This is a genomic window from Pseudoalteromonas sp. ESRF-bin5 (genome assembly GCF_002632075.1).
In the GTDB taxonomy this organism is placed as follows: Bacteria; Pseudomonadota; Gammaproteobacteria; order Enterobacterales; family Alteromonadaceae; genus Pseudoalteromonas; species Pseudoalteromonas marina.
Genome location: NZ_NTLW01000318.1, coordinates 1 through 21301, shown reverse-complemented (window position 1 = coordinate 21301; position 21301 = coordinate 1). Strand labels below are relative to the sequence as shown.

The 21301-nt window shown below is 41.7% G+C and carries 22 protein-coding genes; 11 read left to right on the top strand and 11 right to left on the bottom strand.

Annotated elements, in window-relative coordinates; genetic code table 11:
- The first annotated feature begins 128 nt into the window (after positions 1-128).
- Positions 129-332 (top strand): YheV family putative zinc ribbon protein, encoded by a 204-nt coding sequence (locus BCG07_RS19430; protein ID WP_010557786.1) that lies wholly within the window; start codon positions 129-131, stop codon positions 330-332.
- A gap of 30 nt (positions 333-362) precedes the next feature.
- Here BCG07_RS19430 and BCG07_RS19425 read toward each other — a convergent pair whose 3' ends face one another.
- Positions 363-578, bottom strand: coding sequence for a SlyX family protein (locus BCG07_RS19425; protein WP_006793743.1), 216 nt, complete (start codon positions 576-578; stop codon positions 363-365).
- A complete protein-coding gene (locus BCG07_RS19420) occupies positions 565-1563 on the bottom strand; it encodes a WD40 repeat domain-containing protein (RefSeq protein WP_008126758.1) in 999 nt (332 codons plus the stop codon). Before BCG07_RS19420 ends, BCG07_RS19425 begins: the two co-directional genes overlap by 14 nt.
- Positions 1564-1779: 216 nt before the next feature.
- Here BCG07_RS19420 and fkpA point away from each other — a divergent pair, with 216 nt between their 5' ends.
- Positions 1780-2526, top strand: a complete 747-nt coding sequence (gene fkpA / locus BCG07_RS19415) for an FKBP-type peptidyl-prolyl cis-trans isomerase (protein ID WP_008126756.1) — start codon at positions 1780-1782, stop codon at positions 2524-2526.
- A gap of 71 nt (positions 2527-2597) precedes the next feature.
- Here fkpA and BCG07_RS19410 read toward each other — a convergent pair whose 3' ends face one another.
- Positions 2598-3068 carry an Rsd/AlgQ family anti-sigma factor gene (locus BCG07_RS19410; RefSeq protein WP_006793746.1) on the bottom strand — a complete coding sequence of 157 codons (471 nt, stop codon included), beginning with the start codon at positions 3066-3068 and terminating at the stop codon, positions 2598-2600.
- Positions 3069-3591: 523 nt separating this feature from the next.
- Between BCG07_RS19410 and hemE the strand changes: the two genes are divergently transcribed.
- Positions 3592-4656, top strand: a complete 1065-nt coding sequence (hemE, locus tag BCG07_RS19405; protein ID WP_008126752.1) for a uroporphyrinogen decarboxylase — start codon at positions 3592-3594, stop codon at positions 4654-4656.
- A gap of 73 nt (positions 4657-4729) precedes the next feature.
- Here hemE and sthA read toward each other — a convergent pair whose 3' ends face one another.
- Complete coding sequence (gene sthA / locus BCG07_RS19400) at positions 4730-6160, bottom strand: Si-specific NAD(P)(+) transhydrogenase (RefSeq protein WP_010557785.1); 1431 nt, start codon at positions 6158-6160, stop codon at positions 4730-4732.
- 13 nt (positions 6161-6173) lie between these two features.
- Positions 6174-7307 (bottom strand): acyl-CoA desaturase, encoded by a 1134-nt coding sequence (locus tag BCG07_RS19395; protein WP_286891630.1) that lies wholly within the window; start codon positions 7305-7307, stop codon positions 6174-6176.
- Between the two features lie 126 nt (positions 7308-7433).
- Between BCG07_RS19395 and fabR the strand changes: the two genes are divergently transcribed.
- The 5 genes from fabR to leuD all read left to right on the top strand — a co-directional run bounded on the left by fabR (position 7434) and on the right by leuD (position 13141).
- Positions 7434-8048 (top strand): HTH-type transcriptional repressor FabR, encoded by a 615-nt coding sequence (gene fabR / locus BCG07_RS19390; protein WP_039038350.1) that lies wholly within the window; start codon positions 7434-7436, stop codon positions 8046-8048.
- Between the two features lie 412 nt (positions 8049-8460).
- Positions 8461-10014, top strand: a complete 1554-nt coding sequence (leuA, locus tag BCG07_RS19385; RefSeq protein ID WP_010557777.1) for a 2-isopropylmalate synthase — start codon at positions 8461-8463, stop codon at positions 10012-10014.
- Positions 10011-11087 carry a 3-isopropylmalate dehydrogenase gene (leuB, locus tag BCG07_RS19380; RefSeq protein WP_006793757.1) on the top strand — a complete coding sequence of 359 codons (1077 nt, stop codon included), beginning with the start codon at positions 10011-10013 and terminating at the stop codon, positions 11085-11087. The genes leuA and leuB overlap by 4 nt, the downstream gene beginning before the upstream one ends.
- Before the next feature lie 54 nt (positions 11088-11141).
- Entirely contained in the window at positions 11142-12542 is a 1401-nt protein-coding gene (gene leuC / locus BCG07_RS19375; RefSeq protein WP_286891612.1) for a 3-isopropylmalate dehydratase large subunit, read from the top strand.
- The gene (gene leuD / locus BCG07_RS19370; protein ID WP_039038352.1) at positions 12542-13141 is read left to right on the top strand and encodes a 3-isopropylmalate dehydratase small subunit; all 600 of its coding nucleotides are present in this window, start codon (positions 12542-12544) and stop codon (positions 13139-13141) included. Before leuC ends, leuD begins: the two co-directional genes overlap by 1 nt.
- Positions 13142-13220: 79 nt before the next feature.
- On the opposite strand, the gene BCG07_RS19365 is transcribed toward leuD, so the two are convergent.
- Positions 13221-14732, bottom strand: coding sequence for a DUF3360 family protein (locus BCG07_RS19365; RefSeq protein ID WP_286891611.1), 1512 nt, complete (start codon positions 14730-14732; stop codon positions 13221-13223).
- Between the two features lie 377 nt (positions 14733-15109).
- Here BCG07_RS19365 and BCG07_RS19360 point away from each other — a divergent pair, with 377 nt between their 5' ends.
- The gene (locus tag BCG07_RS19360) at positions 15110-15703 is read left to right on the top strand and encodes a hypothetical protein (protein ID WP_010557773.1); all 594 of its coding nucleotides are present in this window, start codon (positions 15110-15112) and stop codon (positions 15701-15703) included.
- A 5-nt stretch (positions 15704-15708) separates the two neighbouring features.
- Here BCG07_RS19360 and BCG07_RS19355 read toward each other — a convergent pair whose 3' ends face one another.
- Entirely contained in the window at positions 15709-16071 is a 363-nt protein-coding gene (locus tag BCG07_RS19355; protein ID WP_010557772.1) for a hypothetical protein, read from the bottom strand.
- 96 nt (positions 16072-16167) lie between these two features.
- Here BCG07_RS19355 and BCG07_RS19350 point away from each other — a divergent pair, with 96 nt between their 5' ends.
- Positions 16168-16614, top strand: coding sequence for a tellurite resistance TerB family protein (locus BCG07_RS19350; RefSeq protein WP_008129052.1), 447 nt, complete (start codon positions 16168-16170; stop codon positions 16612-16614).
- A gap of 11 nt (positions 16615-16625) precedes the next feature.
- Here the strand turns inward: BCG07_RS19350 and BCG07_RS19345 are convergent, their stop codons facing one another.
- Positions 16626-17192 (bottom strand): NADPH-dependent FMN reductase, encoded by a 567-nt coding sequence (locus BCG07_RS19345; RefSeq protein WP_277053868.1) that lies wholly within the window; start codon positions 17190-17192, stop codon positions 16626-16628.
- Positions 17193-17311: 119 nt separating this feature from the next.
- On the opposite strand from BCG07_RS19345, the gene BCG07_RS19340 reads away from it, so the two are divergent.
- Positions 17312-18205 carry a LysR family transcriptional regulator gene (locus BCG07_RS19340; protein WP_058430109.1) on the top strand — a complete coding sequence of 298 codons (894 nt, stop codon included), beginning with the start codon at positions 17312-17314 and terminating at the stop codon, positions 18203-18205.
- A gap of 108 nt (positions 18206-18313) precedes the next feature.
- Here BCG07_RS19340 and BCG07_RS19335 read toward each other — a convergent pair whose 3' ends face one another.
- The 3 genes from BCG07_RS19335 to BCG07_RS19325 all read right to left on the bottom strand — a co-directional run bounded on the left by BCG07_RS19335 (position 18314) and on the right by BCG07_RS19325 (position 21101).
- A complete protein-coding gene (locus BCG07_RS19335) occupies positions 18314-18685 on the bottom strand; it encodes a hypothetical protein (RefSeq protein WP_286891608.1) in 372 nt (123 codons plus the stop codon).
- Positions 18685-20301, bottom strand: coding sequence for a S41 family peptidase (locus BCG07_RS19330; protein ID WP_286891606.1), 1617 nt, complete (start codon positions 20299-20301; stop codon positions 18685-18687). Before BCG07_RS19330 ends, BCG07_RS19335 begins: the two co-directional genes overlap by 1 nt.
- Positions 20302-20447: 146 nt before the next feature.
- The gene (locus BCG07_RS19325) at positions 20448-21101 is read right to left on the bottom strand and encodes an endonuclease (protein WP_033019623.1); all 654 of its coding nucleotides are present in this window, start codon (positions 21099-21101) and stop codon (positions 20448-20450) included.
- Positions 21102-21301: the final 200 nt, after the last annotated feature.

The window sequence follows — 21301 nt, the reverse complement described above, 5'->3', positions numbered from 1 at the left end:
GCGTTACTTTACTGTACCCTTGTTAAGTTGGCGCTATCATACCATAGAACTTAATGCGCTTATCAAGCGTATCAACAAGTGATGTTATACGATAAAATAGTTGTAGTTCAAACCACAGGAAAAATGTTGTGAGACAAAAGAAGCGATTTATTGCTGGTGCATCGTGCCCTGACTGCAAAGCCATGGATACAATGATGCTTTACAGAGAACATGATGTTGAAAAAGTAGAGTGTGTTGAGTGTGGGCATAAAATGTCACAACCAGAGAACGCTGTTCAGGCATCTACTCGCCAATTTGAGCAAGTCATTGGTGTGTTTAAACCGGGCGACTAACCCGGTTTTTATTGCTTAGGTACACACCTTTTAGTAATGCGGAGGCGGTGGCTCTGGCATATTAGACATCATAGAAGGCGAGGTTTGCGCTTCTTTAATTTTTTCTGCCAGCAGTTCTGTTTGGCGTTTCATTTTAGCTAGCATTTGCTGGTGCACTTTGATCTCATCGTTTAAGATTTCAATCGTTTCATCTTGAAAAGCCACTTTGGCTTCAAGTTCCATTACGCGGTGTTCAATTGTGTTCATTAGTGTCTCGTATAATAAATCGCTCTGCGATACCGCTGGAGCTTTCGGTTAACAACGACTTATCGTTATCTATAAATGCCACATCAAGCACAACGGCCGATTTTGGTTTACTGCCTTCTCGCGGCGTAACTTGCCACGTTTGAATTTTTTCACCGCTTGATATTTGCCATAAATCAACTCGCTTATTAGGCGAACCCGTTGCCAGCAATGTGCCTTGCTCGTTAAAGCGCACGGCGGTAAAAATTTTCTGACGCGCAATATACGCCAGTTTACTCACAAGATCACCTGTAGTCAGTTTCCATACATGTGCTTGTGCCATACTGTCGGCGGTAAATGCAAAGCGACCTTGTGGATCAAGGGTTACCTGAGTAACACGAGTTGGGTGGCTAAAGCGATGAATAACTTGGCCTGTATTGGTATCCCAAAAATAGGCAACGTAGTCGTTAGAGCCGCTTAAGGCGTAGCGCCCATTAGGCGCCAAATCAACGGTGTTAACTTTATCTTGATGGCCTAAAAACTCAATGCGACGTCCGGTTTCAAGGTTTAAAAATACAACCACGCCATCGCTGCGGCCATATAATACACTGCGACCTTGGTTACTAATGGCAATATCTCGAATCGTGGCTTTTTGTATTTTGTAGTAGCCTTTGTTTTCGCCAGTGCTGATATCCCACACTGCGAAAGTTGTTTTTTCTGCGGTAACCGCCACGCTGTTATCAAAGGCAATAGCAAGGCTGTAAACTAAGTTGTCTTGAGATTGCTGCTGAAACCATTGGTATTTTAAAACGTGCTGTTGATTATCCCACAGCGCGACCCCATGGTTGATAGAAGAGATTAAACTGTACTTTCCATCGTGAGAGAGAGCTGACGAAAATGCACCTTGTGCGGTATGCTCAAAGCTTTCTACCGATTGATTTTTTTTATCGGTACAGGCAATGGCTAAAAAACAGCTAAAAACGATTAAAAAAGTACGAAATATCGACATCTTACAGGTATTTCCTCTTAACTCTTAGTGACTGAGAGGTTAGACTAGGTGCGTTAAATGCCTAGGTTGTTTGTCTAATCACTGGATATATATTTCTAAGTTTAGCTAACAATACAGACTTTAGTTATTAAACAAACAGCCTACCATGTAGGGCGTTAATCTTTAACTAGTAATATTACAATAAATGACAACTGCAAAGTATGTCGGAGATTTAAAATGAAAAAGACGATTAGATTGTCATTGATTGCAGCGTCGGTTTTAGCGCTTACAGCTTGTAATCAAGAAGCAAAAAAAGAGCAAGCTGAAGTAACATTAGACACTGTAGAGCAACAACAAGCATACGGTATTGGTGCTTCTGTAGGTAACTTTTTAAATAAAGACCTAGCAGACAAATCTGAAATTGGCATTGAGCTAGACCAAGCGCTATTAATTCGTGGTTTTGAAGATGCACTTGCTGGCAATGCAAAAATTGACGAAGAAAAAATTCGTGAAGTGTTAACCGCTTTAGATACCTCAGTACGCACTAAGCAAGAAGAAAAAGCGAAAGTTGAGTCTGAAAAAAGCAAAGCGGCAGGTGTTCAATACCTAGCTGATAACGCTAAAAAAGAAGGCGTAACAGTAACTGAGTCTGGCCTACAATACGAAGTATTAAGCGAAGGCGAAGGCGAAAAGCCAGCAGCAACAGACGTTGTTAAAGTACATTACAAAGGTACTTTATTAGACGGCACTGAGTTTGATAGCTCATACGCACGTAACGAACCAACTACATTCCCACTTAATCGCGTAATTGCTGGTTGGACGGAAGGTTTACAACTTATGCCTGTAGGGTCTAAGTACAAGTTTACTATTCCTTCAGAGCTTGCTTACGGCGATCGTGACCTTGGCAAAATTCCAGCTAATTCAACACTTGTTTTTGAAGTTGAATTACTAGAAATTCAAAATGCAGAAGCACCTGCAGAATAAGCCAAGCTTAAAACGTAAAAAGGGACCTTAGGGTCCCTTTTTTAATTCGTGTAACTTAATTAAATCTTAATTTAATCAGTATGATTAGAAAACAGGTTATCAATCAGTTCATCTTCAAGCTCAAAACGAAGCTCTAATGACTCACCAATAACTGAAAGGTCGTTATCAAACCCTTCTAATAAGTCTTCTTTATTTACTTCAGCGTACTTGTCATTGAAATCAAGTGCGACATCGGTGGTGCCTGAAATACGCGGATAAATTGAGTTTGCAAGTTTTTGGCTCTCTAAGCCCTTTTTTTCACAGGCTTTAGCAATATCATCGTACACTTCAAAATGCCCTGCAGAGAGGTAATCCATAAGCAGTTGGCAAAAAGACTGTATTTGTTCAGGCTCTGGTAGCGCGTGATCTTTTTTATCATAAGGCGCAAACCCTGCAATCTTGCAATACAGTACAATAAGTTCTTGGCGTTCATTAAGCCAGTTATCGATTACTGTATGGCTACCACCCCATTTCTGTTGAGCTTTTTCTACACGCGTCAGCATAACTGTTCTCCTAAGCTGGGTTGGTTTTTAGTTACATTCGTTTTTATGTACATCAAGATATATTTAATTTGCGTGTATATCAACAAGTAATGCAGATGTTGTAAACGTGCAGAAGAATTATTTATTGAAAGGCTAAATATTTTATTGCAGGCAAGAAAAAACCACCGGTTAAGGTGGTCTAATTTCTTCAAGTGGCTTGTTATAACAAGCTTTCTTATTTTTATTAAATGATTTTTATTGTTATTATTTAAAACTTTTTATTTTTATTGTTTTAATAATTTATTATTGTTTTTGTTAACGCGGGAAAGACAATACCAAGGTTTTTGTTATGTTGCAAACATATTAACAAAAAGTTTTAAATGTTAGTGTTTTCTGCCTAATTTATAATCAAAATGGATTAAAACCATCAATATTATTGATCTGCTTCTATGTAAAGGCGTTTTCGTCTTTAAGAAATAGAGAGGCGATGAATATAGTGGTACAATCTTGCACAATTTCTATAAGCATTAGGATCATTTACGCCATGAGCGAATTAAAAAACGACCGTTATTTACGTGCACTTGCAAAACAACCTGTTGATGTAACGCCTGTATGGATGATGCGTCAAGCTGGACGTTATTTACCAGAGTACCGTGCTACACGTGCGCAAGCGGGCGATTTTATGAGCCTGTGCCGTAATGCTGAGCTTGCTTGTGAGGTAACACTTCAGCCACTGCGTCGTTACCCATTAGACGCGGCCATTTTGTTCAGCGATATTTTAACGATTCCTGATGCAATGGGTTTAGGTTTGTACTTCGAAACAGGTGAAGGCCCTAAGTTTGAACGTCCTATATCGTCGCTTGCAGATGTTAAAAAAATACCTAAGCTCGATCCAACTGACGAGCTTGGTTATGTAATGAATGCAGTAAGTACTATCCGCCGTGAACTTAAAGGCGAAGTACCACTTATTGGTTTTTCTGGTTCACCATGGACACTTGCTACCTACATGGTTGAAGGCGGTAGCAGCAAAGTATTTGGTAAAATTAAAAAAATGGCGTTTGCAGAGCCGCAAACACTGCATTTACTATTAGACAAACTTGCTGATTCAGTAATCGACTACTTAAACGCACAAGTAAAAGCCGGCGCACAGTCGTTAATGGTATTTGATTCGTGGGGCGGTGTATTAAGCCCGCGCGACTACAACGAGTTTTCACTGCAATACATGCACAAAATTGTTGATGGCCTGATACGTGAGTACGATGGTCGCAAAGTGCCAGTAACATTATTTACTAAAAATGGCGGCCAGTGGATAGAAGCCATTGCAGCCACAGGTTGTGATGCAGTAGGCCTAGATTGGACCATTAATATTGGCGATGCTAAACGCCGCGTAGGCGATAAAGTGGCCTTGCAAGGTAACATGGACCCGTCAATGCTACATGGTACGCCAGATCGTATACGCCAAGAAGTAGGCACTATTTTAGAAGACTTTGGTACAGGCAATGGCCATGTGTTTAACTTAGGTCACGGTATTACGCCAGATGTTGACCCAGAAAATGCCGGTGTATTTATTAATGCCGTGCACGAGCTTAGCGGCCAGTATCACAAATAATTAATGTGTTTTATGCATTAATACTAAAAAGCCCGCTTAACAGCGGGCTTTTTGTTTATACGCTTTAAAGTGTTTACTTAAACAAGCGATTTAAACCATTTAATGCTGCAACCCGATAGGCTTCTGCCATGGTTGGGTAGTTAAATGTGGTATTTACGAAGTAGTCGATATTATTGCCACCATTTTTTTGCTCCATAATAGCTTGGCCAATGTGAACAATTTCAGAGGCACGTTCGCCAAAGCAATGTACCCCAAGTACTTCTTTGGTTTCGGTATGGAATAATATTTTTAAACTACCTACTTCAGTACCTGCAATCTGCGCGCGTGCAAGGTGTTTAAACTGAGCGCGGCCTACTTCGTAAGGTACTTTAGCTGCGGTTAGTTCTTGCTCTGTTTTGCCCACAGAACTCATTTCTGGAATGGTATAAATACCCGCCGGAATATCAATAATTAACTTATCATCACAGTTACCGCAGGCTATTGCATCAGCTGCAATACGGCCTTGGTCAAACGCAGCACTAGCTAGGCTTGGGTAGCCAATTACATCGCCTACCGCATAAACGTTTTCAACCTCAGTTTGGTAGGTTTCGTTTACTTTGATTTGCCCACGGCCGTCGGCTTTTAAGCCAATGGCTTCAAGGTTAAGTGTGTCAGTGTTACCTGTGCGGCCATTCGCAAATAAAATACAGTCAGCCTTTACACGCTTGCCCGATTTTAAATGCATAACAACGCAATCGTCGCGCGTTTCTACACGATCAAACTCTTCGTTATGACGAATAACAATGCCGCTATTCCAAAAGTGGTAGCTAAGTGCATCAGATATTTCAGCATCCATAAAGGCAAGTAAACGGTCGCGAGTATTCACTAAATCAACTTTAGCGCCTAAACCTTTAAAAATAGAAGCATACTCACAGCCAATAACCCCTGCGCCGTATATAAGTACGCGCTGAGGGTCGTGCTCAAGGCCTAAAATAGTATCGCTCTCGTAAATACGAGAATGGCTAAAATCAACTTCAGGTGGGCGGTAAGGGCGAGAGCCCGTAGCAATAACAATTGTTTTTGCAGTAATACGCTCGGTTGAACCGTCAAGACGTTTTACTTCAACAGTGTGTTTATCAACAAAGCTCGCATCACCTTGAAACATATGAATACGATTACGATCGTAAAAGCTGCTACGTAAATTAGACTGCTTAGAAATAACCGAACTTGCGTGACGTAAAATATCAGGAAACGTTAAACGACTCGGGCGTTCACCAATATTAAACAACGGGTTGGCTTTGTATTCAATGTAGCGGCTAACCGAGTGACGTAATGCCTTAGAAGGGATAGTTCCCCAATGTACACAACCGCCGCCGACTGTTTCTTGGCGCTCTATAACAGCTACTTTTTTGTTGTTTTTCGAAAGGTTCATGGCGGTGCCTTCACCGCCAGGGCCCGTTCCAATAATTATTGCGTCATATTGGAAACTTACGGGTGCTTTTTTCTGTTCTGGTTGTTTGGCCACAGCCACTCCTAAATTAATTAAAAGAGGCTTTTAATAACCTCGCATTAAGTGCTAGCCATGCCTGTTTTTGATTTTCCCAGGCGGCTTCCAGCTCGTGATATTGTGCCATTAAAGCTGAACGTTCACACTGCTTTGCCATATTATTTTTTTTAACTTCTAAAACTTGTTTTTGAAGTGAACAATAAGTCTGCAGTTTTTTCAGCAATAAATCGTATTCTTGTTGTAATAATGTAAGCCTATCTTGCGCTAAAGGCAATTTTGCAAGGCGTGTTTGCGTTTTGCTCATAAGCGTATCGGCTTTGGCTTTTTCTATGCGCTCAACAGGGGTACGCTTTAATTTACTGGCTAAACCAACAGCAGCTAAAGAGCGAATCACCCATTTAGTGGGGTCATAATGAAACCACTTAATCCCATTACGGTAATCACTTGCAAAAATATGATGAAAGTTATGGTAACCCTCGCCATAAGTAAATAACGCTAAAAAGCCATTATCGCGTGCGGTATTTTTTTCAGTGTACGGGCGCGAACCCCAAATATGAGCCACCGAGTTAATAAAAAAGGTAAAGTGTTGGCTTAATACTAAACGCAGTAAACCCGCTAAAATAAGCATACCCCATACGTCGCCCACTAATAAACCAAGTACTAATGGTAGGCCAACATTCATCGCAATAACTAGTTTTAGGTAGTGCTTGTGTTGCCACATAACGATTTTATTACGCTGTAAATCACGACAATTACTGTAATCACCGTAGCTATCGCCTTGGTAGTCACGTAACATCCAGCCAATGTGGCTGTACCAAAAGCCATTGGTTGCGGCGTAAGGGTCTTTTATTGGGTCGTCAACTTGGCCATGGTGTATACGGTGATCGCTACTCCAGTGCAAAGCGCTGTTTTGCAACGCAAACGCACCCCCAAGGGCAAAAATAAATTCAACAGCAGGATGAGCATTATACGTTTTATGTGCCCATAAACGGTGGTAACCGGCTGTGATAGATAGGCCCGCAAAAAACATACAGGCTACAAAAGCAATCCAATGTGCGCTGGTAAATCCGTAGCTAATGCCATACCAAGGAACAAGTGTGATAGCCGCTAAAAAGGTAAGGCTAAAAAATAGGACGTTTGTCCAGATAATCGGTGGTTTATTCATCATTCTCAATCTCAGCGTACAACTGTAAGCTAAAATAGTATTTCAAACTCTCGCCGTCAAGTATTAGACTGGGGAATTGAGCTATTATCACTAAATATTAATATAAAATTATTCAGGGAGTTGTTGATGTCGGGTGTTAGAGCGCAACAGAAACAAAAAACACGACAAGCCTTAATTCAGGCGGCATTTAATCAGCTAAGTGCAGATCACAGCTTTTCGAATTTAAGTTTACGCGAAGTAGCCCGCGAAGCTGGCATTGCGCCCACCTCGTTTTATCGCCATTTTAAAGACATGAACGAGCTAGGTTTAACCATGGTGGACGAAGCCGGTTTAACCCTTCGCCAGCTAATGCGCCAAGCCCGAAGACGCATAGCAAACGACGGTGGCAGTGTAATCAACACCTCGGTTGTTACGTTTATGGAATTTATAGACAGCTCAAGCAACCAATTTAGGTTATTACTGCGTGAGCGCTCTGGCACATCTAAGGCATTTAGAGCCGCAGTTGCACGGGAAATCAAACACTTTATTTTAGAGCTTGCCCACTATTTAGAAAGCGAAACCAAGTGCGACGCCATGCACGCCTACATTCAATCAGAAGCCATGGTAACACTGGTATTTAACGCCGGCGCTGAAGCATTAGATATAGAAGGCCAACAACTCGACGAACTTGTTGAGCGTGTTATTTGGCAGCTGCGTTACATAACGCGTGGTGCAACCCATTATGTAAGAGAAACAAATTAAGTAACTTAGCCTAAAAAATAGTAAAAAGTTAATATAAGCAGAGTAGCTTGTTGAGATTATAAATTTAAGCGTGACTTAGCTTTTTTTTGATTTTAAAATCTATTTTTCAGTGGTTTTTTGAATAATAAAATCCAAAAGAGTGTGGTGCTAAGTTGTTTTGTGGAATTTTTATGCTTGCGCCTACTGCGCTGTAATGTTAAAAATAGGCCTCACTGAACACACACACAAGAAACAAGATGCAAAATATTCGTTTAATTACACTAAAACTTAACCTCTTACTGCTATGGCAAGTAAGCGGGGATTAGTGTGTTTGCATTGAGTTGAACATTAAAAACCCCGCAATTGCGGGGTTTTTTTTATCTCGCGGCTGGGATAAATTGAAATTTGGGTAACATAGGAATGAGGGGCAGTTATGCAAGACAAAGATAAAGTATGGATTTTTGATACCACTTTACGTGATGGCGAGCAGGCACTTAAGGCAAGCCTTACTGAAGATGATAAAATTCAGTTAGCGCATACTATTAGCCGTTTGAATGTTGATGTGATGGAAGTGGGTTTTCCGGTATCCAGCCCTGCTGACTTTCGCTCGGTGCAACGAATTGCAACTGAAGTAAAAGGTCCAATTATTTGTGGGTTAGCACGTTCAGTAGCAAAAGATATTGAAGCCTGTGGTGAGGCACTTCGCACAGCACAGCAAAGCCGTATTCATACTTTTATTGCCACAAGCCCTTTGCACCTTGAACATAAATTACGTATGAGCCTAGATGACGCAACGGCCATGGCGGTTAAATCAATTAAATTAGCGCGCAACTACACAGACGATGTGGAGTTTTCGTGTGAAGATGCAGGGCGCACGCCGCATTGGGATTTATGTAAAATTGTTGAGCAGGCCATTAACGCTGGTGCCTCTACTATTAACTTACCCGACACTGTTGGCTTTGTAACGCCAGACGAATACGCTGCAATGATCCGTCATTTAATGAATAACGTGCCAAATATTGATAAAGCGCGTTTAAGCGTGCATTGTCATAATGATTTAGGTTTAGCTGTAGCTAACTCGGTAGCCGCGGTACAAGCGGGTGCTCGCCAGATTGAATGTACAATAAATGGTATTGGTGAGCGTGCGGGTAACTGCTCGCTTGAAGAAGTGGCGATGATCATGAAAATGCGCAAAGACCACTTAAAAGTTCACACCGATATTAAAAGCGAAGAAATTTATCGTGCATCTCGCCAAGTGGCAAAAATTTGTAATATGCCAGTACAGCCAAATAAAGCCATTGTGGGCGAAAACGCCTTTGCACATAGCTCGGGCATTCATCAAGATGGCGTATTAAAAGCACAAAATACTTACGAAATTATGTCGCCAGAAAGCGTAGGCGTACCAAACAACCAATTAAATATGACTTCGCGTTCGGGCCGTCATGTTATTGAGCACCGCTTAGAAGAGTTAGGTTACCAAAAAGCGGACTACGATATGGACAGCCTATACGAAAGCTTTTTAGCGCTAGCTGATCAAAAAGGCACGGTGTACGACTACGACCTTGAAGCCATGATTTACTTGAATCAAATTAACGACAAAGATGAAAAATACCAGTTAGAGTTTGTTAACTCAGCGTCTAACTCGCAATCGGTAGCCAGCTCTACTATTGGTATGGTGATTGATGGCGAAGTTAAACAAGAAGCCGCAACAGGTAATGGCCCAGTAGAGGCGTCGTTTGCAGCTATTGAGCGCTTAACCGGTATGAGCGTTGAAATGATTGAATACAACTTAGAAGCGACAGGCCAAGGCGCAAGCTCGCTAGGCCAAGTAAATATTATAGCTAAATACGATGGCCGACCTTACCACGGTGCGGGTATTGCTGCGGATGTGGTAGAAGCGTCGGTACGCGCCATGATCCGTGTTTACAACTTAATTTATCGTGCACAAAAAGTGTCTGATTTAAAACAACAAAGGAAAGCAGGATGAGTAAAACAAACTACAGCGTTGCCGTATTAGCAGGCGACGGTATTGGCCCAGAAGTAATGGCAGCAGCAGAGCAAGTACTTGATGCTGTAAGCAATAAGTTTGGTTTTACTCTAAACCGCGAGCATCATGCTATTGGTGGTGCAGCCATTGATGAATTTGGTGAAGCATTACCACCAAAAACACTAAGCGCGTGCGAAAACGCTGATGCCATTTTATTTGGCTCAGTAGGTGGCCCAAAGTGGGAAAACCTTCCACCAAACGAGCAGCCTGAGCGTGCATCGCTTTTACCGCTTCGTAAGCACTTTGGTTTGTTTTGTAATTTACGCCCAGCACAGTTATTACCAGCATTAAGTGCAGCGTCGCCATTACGTGCCGATATTAGCGAAAAAGGCTTTGATATTTTATGTGTACGCGAGCTTACCGGCGGCATTTACTTTGGTGAAAAAGGGCGAGGTGGCGAAGGCGAAGAGGAGTTTGCCTTTGATACGCAAAACTACTCGCGTAAAGAAATTGAACGCATTGCCCGCTTTGCTTTTGAAGCAGCAAAATTACGTAGTAACCATGTTACCTCGGTAGATAAAGCCAACGTACTTGCATCAAGCGTATTATGGCGCGAAGTAGTCACCGAAGTAAGTAAAGACTACCCAGAAGTCAGCCTAGATTACATATACGTAGATAACGCAGCTATGCAGTTAGTTAAACAGCCTAGCCAGTTTGACGTGCTACTTTGCGATAACTTGTTTGGTGATATTTTGTCAGATGAGTGTGCGATGATCACAGGCTCAATGGGCTTATTACCATCGGCAAGCTTAAATCAATCGGGCTTTGGTTTGTACGAACCTGCTGGTGGCTCCGCGCCAGATATTGCAGGTAAAGGCGTTGCAAACCCAATAGCACAAATTTTAAGTGCCGCACTGATGCTACGTTACTCATTAGGGCAAGACGAAGCAGCACGCACCATTGAAAAAGCCGTAGCCGAAGCCGTAGAAGCAGGCGTTGGCACGCCAGATATCTACCCACAAGGTGGATACAGCACAAGCGATGTGGCAGCAGCTATCGTTTCACGTATTTAATATATAAATCGCAGCACCGTTATGCTGCGACTTAACAAAGTAGGGAATTAGCAAGTGGCCCAAACGTTATACGACAAAATTTGGCAAGCACACACCGTTGCCAGCATAAACGAGCAAACTGATTTACTTTATATTGACCGTCATTTAGTTCACGAGGTGACATCACCGCAGGCTTTTGCAGGCTTACGTGAAAAAAACCGTACGGTACGTTGCCCAGAAAAAACCTTTGCAACGATGGATCATAATGTATCGACTAAAAGCCGATCACTTGATGCCGCAAGCGAAGTCTCTAAAAACCAGTTAATGGCGCTAGATGCGAACTGTAAAGAGTTTAGCATTGTACTTTACGATTTAAACTCAATTAACCAAGGTATTGTGCATGTAATGGGCCCAGAGCAAGGTATTACACTGCCTGGCACTACCATTGTATGTGGCGATAGCCATACTTCTACTCATGGTGCGTTTGGCGCATTAGCACACGGTATTGGTACGTCTGAGGTTGAGCACGTATTAGCTACGCAAACGCTACAGCAAAAAAAGGCAAAATCGTTAAAAATTCAAATTAACGGTGTGCTTCGCCCAACGGTAACTTCTAAAGATTTAATTATGGCGGTTATAGGCAAGTTAGGTACCGCTGGTGGCACAGGTTATGTTGCTGAATTTTGCGGTGAAGGCATTGAAGCACTTTCAATGGAAGCCCGTATGACGCTATGTAACATGAGCATAGAAATGGGTGCAAAAGCGGGATTAATAGCACCAGATCAAATTACGTATGATTACTTAAAAGGTCGTCCGTTTGCACCAAAAGGTGCTGACTTTGATGCCGCAGTTGAATATTGGGAAACATTAAAAACAGATGAAGGTGCACACTTTGATTTAGCTGTTGAGCTTGAAGCTGACGACATTCAGCCACAAATTACCTGGGGTACAAGCCCAGAGCAAGTAATTGGTGTTGATGAATGCATACCAGATCCAGACCAAGAGCCAGATTTAATTAAAGCCGACGCTATTCGCAGCGCACTTAGATATATGGATTTAAAAGCCGGCGATAAATTATCAAGCGCGAAAGTAGATACAGTCTTTATTGGCTCATGTACAAATAGCCGTATTGAAGATTTACGTGCCGCGGCAAAAATTGTTGAAGGCAAGCAAGTAGTAGCTGGCATAGAGGCATTAATTGTACCGGGCTCTGGTCTTGTTAAAAAGCAAGCCGAAGACGAAGGCTTAGCCGATATTTTTAAAGCGGCAGGTTTTGAGTGGCGCGAGCCGGGCTGTTCAATGTGTTTAGCAATGAACGACGACCGCTTAGAGGCGGGCAAACGCTGTGCATCTACGTCTAACCGTAACTTTGAAGGCCGCCAAGGTCGTGGCGGACGTACACATTTAGTAAGCCCTGCAATGGCGGCAGCCGCTGCAATACATGGTCACTTTGTTGATATAAGAGGAGAAGCCTAATGAGCGTATTTTTTAGTGGCTTAATGGCCCCACTTGATAAAAACAATGTAGATACAGACCAGATCATTCCTAAGCAGTTTTTAACATCAACTAGCCGTGATGGTTTTGATGCAGCACTGTTTTACGATTGGCGTTACCTAGAAAACGGCGAACCAAATCCTGATTTTATTTTAAACCGCCCATGCTACCAAGGTGCGCAAATATTATTAACGCGTGACAACTTTGGTTGTGGCTCATCACGTGAGCATGCACCGTGGGCGCTTAAGCAATATGGTTTTGAAGTAATTTTAGCGGAAAGCTTTGCCGATATTTTCTTTAATAACTGTGGCAACAACCAAATGCTAGCCATTGCGCTTCCGGCTGATACGCTTGAGCAATTGTTTGTACTTAGTGAGCAACACGACGATATAAACATTCAAATCGATCTTGAAAACCAAACACTATCAAGCGATAAATTTGCGCCAATTAGTTTTGATATTCGTAAAGACGTAAAAGAGCGTTTATTAAGTGGCTTAGATTTTATAGGTGTGACCGAAACGCTAAATCCACAAATTGATGCGTTTGAAAAACAACTTGCTGCTGAGCGCCCTTGGCAGTAACGAAAAACAACTAATTACATATGAAAACAAAGCGCGGCTGAGTATATAAGCCGCGCTTTTTTATGTTTAAGTTTTCTAATTATTGATGTCTAAAATCTGCCATTAGCGCGGGTATGCCTGGCAGCATACCAACAATAGCCATTACCGTAGTTAAAACTACAAACATAATGAGCGGGATAACCCAGCGGCTCATTTTAGTTAAGTTAGCACTGCGTTCTTTACAGCCAATTAAGCCTAAGTTATCAAGCAGCATAGTTAGAGACCAACCAAAAGCAGGGTTAACCAAGCTTGAGGCAAATACCACAATAGCGGCCGATTGCGTTGTTTTACCTTCGCGTGTCATTTCCATACCCGCCTCTAGCAGCGGAATAAACACACCAACAATAAGCGCAACGCAAAGCACGGGTTGCCAAATGGCTAAATCCATTGGGTAGCCCCATAAGCCCGCAACAATACAAAATACTGCTGTTAAAATGGCGCCTGCCGGAATAGGGCGTTTAGCAATAGCGGCAGGGACAATGTAAGTTCCCCACGATGAGGTAAAGTTAGCACCACCGGCTAGCGAGCCAAATGTTTGTCTAACCGATGCGCTTAGCATGGTGTCGTCTATGTTCATTTGAACTTTTTCAGTGCGTTGCGGGTAACTAATTTTTTGAAATACTTGATGCCCTAAAAAATCCGGTGACCACATAGCCACAGCTAATACCGCAAAAGGCAGTACAACCACAAAGCTTTCAAGCGTAGGTAAGCCCAGCATCCAACCTGTGTTTTCGCCCCACCAATAAGCTGGGTTCATATTTGGTAAGCCCGGCGCGGTATTAAATTCAAACGGCGCACCGAGTGCAAATGCAACCACACCGCCAATAAGGCAGCTAAGCGGCACAGCTAACCAGCGCTTTTTAAAGTGCTCAAGTAACGCATACAATAAAATGGTCGCCAAAATAACAATAAACGCAATGTGCGCCATATCAATGGCCTCAGCCCATGTAAACAGTTTTTTAACCTGCGAAATTGTGCCAATAAAGCCTAAATATATAAGTAAGCCCCCGCACACACCTTTACTCGTTAAGCGTGCCAGCAAGCTCCCTCCTTTGGTTATGGCTAAAATAAAGCCAAAGGCACCAATCAGTAAGCCAAATGCCATAGGGTGGCCGCCAGCGGCAACCACAATAGGAATAAGTGGAATAAGTGGGCCATGAGTACCCGCTAAGTTAGCGGTAGGTAAAATAAAGCCCGAAAACAAAATAATAAAAATAGAAACAATGAGTAATTCATAGCGTACGTTTTCTAACACAAACGCATCACTTAAACCAAGTGGCGCTGCAAAAGTAGCGGCAATAGCCCCCACCATAACGACTTTACCAATGGTGCCCGCCATGGCTGGAATCGTGTCTTCAAATTCAAAGCGGTAGTCTCTAAAGGGGAAATTAGGCCGCCAGCGCTTAGGCTGCATAATTTGCAGCTCGTGCTCTAGGTATTCGTCGCGGGTATTAAACTCTGAACTGGGTTTATGGTTGTTTTGATAGCTGTTGGTATTGTCATGCAATGTATTTTTGTGATCTGAGTTGTGACCCTTTGGGGTTACTGACATAGTCCCTCCTGTTACTCGTTGCTTATTTATTAATACGGCTTTTGTTAAAGCAAATGAATAGTGAAGGGGCAGGGTAGATCAGCTTTTACTCAGGAATGTATAGGCAAAAGGTCGTGTATGGAGAAAAAGGAAGTCAATATACCAACAATCATTTATGTATAGTTAAAAACAATCAATAAAATTCATTGTTAATCAGATTGTTATGTTTTTTCTGTATAGGGTGAAAGTAAATTTATTGCAGCTTTTTACAATATAAGCCATTAGTCTAATAACAAAGAGATTACTTATATTCAGCTGTTTTTAGCCACTTGTCGCAGCTATTTCCTATTATTAACTTAAACCGCTATGGTATTAAAAAACTATTATAAGAGTACTTTATGAAATTATTAACGGCAGCAACGTTATTACTTGCTTCATCAGCCGCTATCGCGCGCCCTGCGCCTTTGGTATCTATACCAACACACGATGCATTTTTTAATAATATAGCAGCGTATTGTGGGAAAGCGTTTGAGGGCAAAGTAAGTGTAGATAACGCAAAAGGCCCAAGCTCATTTGATAATAAAAAATTAGTTATGCATGTACGTAAATGTACTGATAGCGAGCTACAAGTGCCATTTCATGTGGGTGATGATGCATCGCGTACGTGGATCATTACTAAAACGGGCAGTGGTTTGAGCTTAAAGCATGATCATCGCCATAAAGATGGCACTGACGACGCTTCTACTATGTATGGCGGTCATACACTTGATGCGGGTTTTGCACAAATGCAGTCTTTCCCGGCAGATCAATACTCTAAAGAATTATTTGTAGCACAAGGCATTGAACAGTCGGCAGGTAATACATGGCAAATGTATATTTATCCTGAGGTATTTACGTATCGGTTAATTCGCCAAGGGCGCGAGTTTAAGGTGGACTTTGATTTAACTAAACCTATTACGCCACCCGCTGCACCATGGGGATACGAAGAGTAAATTTATTATTCAGGCTTTTCGCATTGCAATAAAACGGTTAAAGGTGGTTGATAAGCGCGTGGTTTAGTAGGAAAACGTTCGTACTCTTGCACGCCTTCAAGCACTTTTAACATAAAGGTGTTACCACGGCATAACCTGTCTGCATGGCGCAGTAAAAACATACTTTGATTAGCAAAGTGTTTGTAATCGTCTGATTGTATTTCTATTTTATAATTGCTGTTGTCAATTTTGGTTTGATAATAATGAACTTTGTTATCAAAGTCGTATGATTTTTCTTTTTCGACGGTGTCGGCCAGTGCAGTGCCTGTATTCGAAAGGCCCACCAGTACGCAACTAATGATAAAGCGCGGTGAATATAACCCTTTCATAAAATGTATCCTTTAATTTGCGAACTTAATACCCATTAAATACTCATACAAGTTCGGTTTATGTACGTTAAGTCTAACACCAAAAGAGATAATGTGATGTTCAAACAAATAAAACAGCTTTTTACAGCATTCGATGATCCAGCGCCAAGTATAGAGCCACACGATTTAAAAACGGCGGTAGCAGCGTTGCTAATTGAAGTGATGCGTGCAGATACCAAGCTCGACCATGATGAACAACACACCCTGACTGTAACCTTAAAAAAGTATTTTAATTTAACAGATTCTGAGGTTGAAGAACTCACTACCAATGCAGCAAGTAGTTTAGATGGTGCAATTGATTACTTTCAGTTTTCAAAACAGATTAATGAGCATTGCAGTGCGGCAGAGCGAATAGAGATAATAGAATTGCTGTGGCGTTTAGCCTACGCAGACGGTGAAATAGACCCACAAGAAGAATACGTAATACGTAAAATAGCGGGTCTATTATATGTAACGCATGTTGATTTTATCGCCGCAAAAATAGCGGCGACAAAGCAAAAGTAAAGCGTATAAGGTTACTTTAATTTGCTTGCAACACTGACTAATTGATGAGCAAGCGAAGATACTTTATCAGCTATTTCTGGGTCGCTAATTTGGCCATTGTCATCAAAAACAGAAAACGCAGACGGTACAGCAAGTTGGTCGGCAAGTACTAACGAACCAATGCCGCTTAAAATATCACGTACGTGGTTTAAACCGCGTAAACCTCCTAATCCACCCGGTGAAGTAGCAAATAAGGCCACAACTTTATTACGAAACGCCGGTACTGCACCTTGCTCAGTGCGTGACGCCCAATCTATAGCGTTTTTTAACGGCGCAGTGATAGACCCATTATACTCTGGGCTTGCCAGTAAAATACCATCTGCAGAGCGAAGTGTATCTTTTAAACGTTGTGCATCAGCGGGTGTGCCTTGTGCTTCAATATCTTCGTTAAATAGTGGAATATCTAACTCGCTTAACTGAATAACTTCTACTTCAGCACCTGTTTGCAGAGCAAAACGTGCTGCTTCATTAATAAGTTTTTGATTAAAGCTTTCTTTACGTAAGCTGCCCGCAAGCGCGATAATTTTTGGTGCTGACATGAGTTTGGCCTTTTTATGTTTTAAGTTACATACCTAATGTAGCAAACTTTTACTTGTAGAAAACCCAAATAAACGCAACACTTATGTGCATATATGCACACAAGTTAAAGGCAGAGCGCATGGCAATTAAATTTGATGACTGGCAAGACGTAAAAGTGGCCTTTGAAGTGGCGCGGCTTGGCACACTTACAGCTGCAGCAGAGGCACTTAATGTGCACCACAGCACTGTGTTAAGACGAATTAACAGCCTTGAAAAAAACCTAGATACCCGCTTGTTTCATCGCCATGCTCGTGGTTACAAGGTAACTGAAATTGGCGCTAAATTATTTGCGACAGCGCAAACTATAGATACCTCGCTCGAACAGCTACATAACGATATTGCCGCTGCCGACAGTACTTTACGCGGAAGTTTATTACTTACTACGGTGAGTGGGTTTATTGATGTTATGGGTGATGTATGTGAGCAATTTCAGGCATTACACCCACAAGTGCAGCTTGAAGTTATTTTGGAGCAAAAACGCTTGCGGCTCGATCACGGGCAAGCACATATTGCGCTTCGTGCAGGCCCTAAACCTGATGAGGGTGACTACATTGCTCAGCACTTAGCAAAGCTTACATCGGGTTTATATGCTAACAAACGCTACATTACAAGGCATGGCATGCCTAAATCACTAGGTGATTTATTGCAGCATAATTTTGTATCAGGAGTGGCGGGATATAATGCGCGCGTACCTTATTTTGCTTGGGCAGACGAAAACATTCCTGCATCGCAAATCAAATTACGTGTATCAGAAACTGCCGAGGCCACGCGCGCGATTATTAAAGGCTTAGGCATTGGTGGTTTACAACATGATGTAGCAGCGCAATATAGTGATTTGGTTCCTGTGCTACATAGTGAACTAAATTGGCCCACAGATGTGTGGTTAGTGACCCATCATTTAGTGCATCGCACTGCGAAAGTACAAGCTTTTGCAGGCTTATTAAAGGCGCATTTTAATAAACTTGCTAAATAAAAAACTGAAGGGTTCCCGATCGAGTTATTTTTTGGCAATCAGCATTTTTTATAGTTTTACAATAAAAAGGCGCACAACAACAAGTTGTACGCTTTTTTAGTTTTTAAATTACTGTGCTTTACAACGTACGTTTTTAAGCTCAATAGTGAGATCTTTTTTAGGGTAATACAGCACGCATTGCTCGCCAATAATTTGCAAAACAAACTTTTCTGACTTGATTTTATGCGCGCCCATAATGGGCATACCATTGGGATCTTTACTTGTACCATGGCTTAGTAAAAGCTCACTGCGTTTGGTAAAAACGGTGTCGGCCAGTTTAACAAGCGTACCGCCTTTAGCTTTTATAATTGCCTGTTGCAGCACAGTTATAACGCCTGGGTTAACTTCTGTTAATAGCGCAGGCTTTGCAACGGCATTACTCATACTATTACATCCCCCAACACTTATTAATACAGTGAGTACCGCTAGAAACTTTACCATTATTGCTCCTCAGACAACGTAGGCCATGTTAGGTCCATGTTACCGCGGGTAAGATCATTTGGTGCGTTTAAAGGCTGCAGTTTTTCGCCCGTTGCAGCAAAGCTTGGTACATCTACTTTACTATTAGCGACTGTTGTTGTAATTGGGCATGCGCCGTTATTATCTATATGAAAAAGTGCTGTAGATAATAACCTTTCGTTGCTATCACCAAGTTGATTATCAAAGTCATCACTAACAACACACCCTTGTACATCGGCATTAAATTGTGGTGTTGGTGTTGGGGTAAAGCCTGCGGCATATTCGCCAAAGCCTTTACTGTTAACACCACTAAATTGAATGGTGTAGTAGGTTGTTCCACAGTTGTGTGTAGGCGTAAATCCGTATGGTTTACCACAGGTTGTGTCGCCAATAAGTACCACCTCTGCATCTATTCCCTTTAAGCCATTAATAAATGCTTCAGAGGCTGAACAGGTACCTGATGTACTTAGTACATATACCTTAGATAAGTTTAAATCAGGTAATTTATCGCCAGTACTAAAAAACGTTGAGTAATCTATTTCTTCGTCAATAAACGGAAATGGAGAATCGACAGGCTGTTTATCATTTTGTTGTGTTTGATAGTAAAAGCGATTTTGTACATTGGCACTTCCTGCCACCATATACGCTAGCTGCGCAGACAGCGCTAATAAACCACCGCCGTTGTATCTAAAATCAATAACGAGTTCGTCTACGTTATCGGTTCTAAATTTATTTACTGCATCAATTAGGCCCTCTTGGGCAATACCTATATGACTATTAAACTGCATATAACCAACGCGCGTGTTATTGCTTGTTACAATCGTTTTTACATTTTGAACAGGCGTTTGCTCAATGTTACCCGCTGTGACGTTAAATGTTTTTTCCGTGCCGTCGTTACTGCGAACAACAATTGTATGTGAATCACCGTTGGTTGGGCTAAATAAGCCTTCGTTTAAAGTATCAATCCCGGCTTGGGTATTGGTATTAATGCTTACGCCATCAACTTCAAGTACGGTATCGCCTCGTTGAAAGCCAATTTGGCTAGCTGGTGAGTCATCTTCAAGGTAAGCAACACGTAAAATTCTATCGGCTGAATCACCAATAAATGCCCAGTTAATACCATAACCAGAGGTAACGCCCGATTGTGCTTCTTGGAAGTAATCTTCAGAGGGTTCTGAAAAATGAAAGTTATCTTTTTTAGCGCCTGAATCGGTTAGCTCTTCGGTTTTTAGTTGAGCAAAATAGTCAGCGACGGTATCGAACGATTCAGGGTCGTTATCGGCTATTTCGTCATACCACAGGTATGTTTCGTCGCTCCATGAGCGAAGCCATAGTTTTTCGTATAAGGCTGAACCAGCTTGGTCAGGGTAAGGCTCATTATTATTAAACGGGTCGTTACCTGTACGTGGGTTTTCGCAAAAGTTTTTGAGTTCGTCTGAAGGTTCAAATACACCGGCAGTCCATGTCGGTGTGCTACTTGTAGGTGGCGTGACAGGCGCTGGTGTAGTGTTGCTACCTCCGCCTCCACCACAACCTGTTAAAGCAAAAACTGAGAGCGCGCTAATAATTGCAAGCGATAGAGTGTTGTTTTTAAACATATTCGGTACTTCCTGTAAATAAGTTGTTTAAAATACTACAACACCTGATTATTTATTCAACGTTTTGCTTTTTCTTTATGTAAATAATTGTGTCATTTTTTATTGGTAAAGCAGTATTTTAAGTTCGCTTATTAGCGGGAATATCATTACATTTTTTGTATAGTGCTTTTTAGTGCTAGGTCTTGCTTTTGCCACGCATTAAAAAGTTTTTGTTGTTGTTTTGAAATTTTTAAACCATAGGTTTTTTGCATGTAAGCATAGGCGTCGGCAATTTTTTTACGGGCATAAAATGGTGGCTCAACAACACGTTGCTTAAAGTTTACTTTTACATCGCATTGGCCGTATTGAGTCGCGGCCCCACCTAGCATGCCAAAACGATAATTAGAGCGGTCAGCATTTATTTCGCCAATTGCGGGGGCTAAGTTGTTTATATCAGCTTCCATTTTTCGAAATTTTTCGCTGACTTTACGGCAGTTTTTCCGCCCACCATTTTGCCAACATTGTAGTTGATGCCCAAACTCCCATGCCGATACAATATGCTCCCATTCAATACGTAAAGCGCGCTGGTTTACTTTGCCTGAGCGGGTAAATGTATTACGAGGTACATAGCCACAACCCGTTGGATCTGGCACTAGTTTTTTACCTTGTTTTTTAATATCACAACCGCAATACAGGCTTTTTGCATTGTGCGGTAGCGTTTTTATTAAGTGCTTTTTAGCAGTAGAGAAGCGAGTAAAGTCTTTACTTGATACCGAAAAACAGACACAGCAAGCCAGTAAGGCCAAAATCAATCGGGTCATATCCATCACATACGTGAACTACAGGATCCCCTAGTTTACTGGTTCAACAGGCAAACATAAACTTATTTAAATCTGCTTTTAATCCTTATGTTTTGCAATAGCAGTAAAAAGCCAGTTAAACAAAAAAGCACACTGGTTGCAGCAAAGCTAATTAATAGAGGATTGTTAAAGTTTTCACGTTCATCGTAATCCATAATATG

Bases quoted from the DNA above. Each gene is read 5' to 3' on its own strand.
- BCG07_RS19340 (WP_058430109.1), top strand. From the start codon at position 17,312: ATGGCAATTAAATTTGATGACTGGCAAGACGTAAAAGTGGCCTTTGAA.
- BCG07_RS19420 (WP_008126758.1), bottom strand. From the start codon at position 1,563: ATGTCGATATTTCGTACTTTTTTAATCGTTTTTAGCTGTTTTTTAGCC.
- fkpA (WP_008126756.1), top strand. From the start codon at position 1,780: ATGAAAAAGACGATTAGATTGTCATTGATTGCAGCGTCGGTTTTAGCG.
- BCG07_RS19410 (WP_006793746.1), bottom strand. From the start codon at position 3,068: ATGCTGACGCGTGTAGAAAAAGCTCAACAGAAATGGGGTGGTAGCCAT.
- BCG07_RS19355 (WP_010557772.1), bottom strand. From the start codon at position 16,071: ATGAAAGGGTTATATTCACCGCGCTTTATCATTAGTTGCGTACTGGTG.
- fabR (WP_039038350.1), top strand. From the start codon at position 7,434: ATGTCGGGTGTTAGAGCGCAACAGAAACAAAAAACACGACAAGCCTTA.
- BCG07_RS19345 (WP_277053868.1), bottom strand. From the start codon at position 17,192: ATGTCAGCACCAAAAATTATCGCGCTTGCGGGCAGCTTACGTAAAGAA.
- BCG07_RS19330 (WP_286891606.1), bottom strand. From the start codon at position 20,301: ATGTTTAAAAACAACACTCTATCGCTTGCAATTATTAGCGCGCTCTCA.
- BCG07_RS19360 (WP_010557773.1), top strand. From the start codon at position 15,110: ATGAAATTATTAACGGCAGCAACGTTATTACTTGCTTCATCAGCCGCT.
- leuB (WP_006793757.1), top strand. From the start codon at position 10,011: ATGAGTAAAACAAACTACAGCGTTGCCGTATTAGCAGGCGACGGTATT.
- hemE (WP_008126752.1), top strand. From the start codon at position 3,592: ATGAGCGAATTAAAAAACGACCGTTATTTACGTGCACTTGCAAAACAA.
- BCG07_RS19335 (WP_286891608.1), bottom strand. From the start codon at position 18,685: ATGGTAAAGTTTCTAGCGGTACTCACTGTATTAATAAGTGTTGGGGGA.
- leuD (WP_039038352.1), top strand. From the start codon at position 12,542: ATGAGCGTATTTTTTAGTGGCTTAATGGCCCCACTTGATAAAAACAAT.
- BCG07_RS19365 (WP_286891611.1), bottom strand. From the start codon at position 14,732: ATGTCAGTAACCCCAAAGGGTCACAACTCAGATCACAAAAATACATTG.
- leuA (WP_010557777.1), top strand. From the start codon at position 8,461: ATGCAAGACAAAGATAAAGTATGGATTTTTGATACCACTTTACGTGAT.
- BCG07_RS19425 (WP_006793743.1), bottom strand. From the start codon at position 578: ATGAACACAATTGAACACCGCGTAATGGAACTTGAAGCCAAAGTGGCT.
- BCG07_RS19350 (WP_008129052.1), top strand. From the start codon at position 16,168: ATGTTCAAACAAATAAAACAGCTTTTTACAGCATTCGATGATCCAGCG.
- BCG07_RS19325 (WP_033019623.1), bottom strand. From the start codon at position 21,101: ATGACCCGATTGATTTTGGCCTTACTGGCTTGCTGTGTCTGTTTTTCG.
- BCG07_RS19395 (WP_286891630.1), bottom strand. From the start codon at position 7,307: ATGAATAAACCACCGATTATCTGGACAAACGTCCTATTTTTTAGCCTT.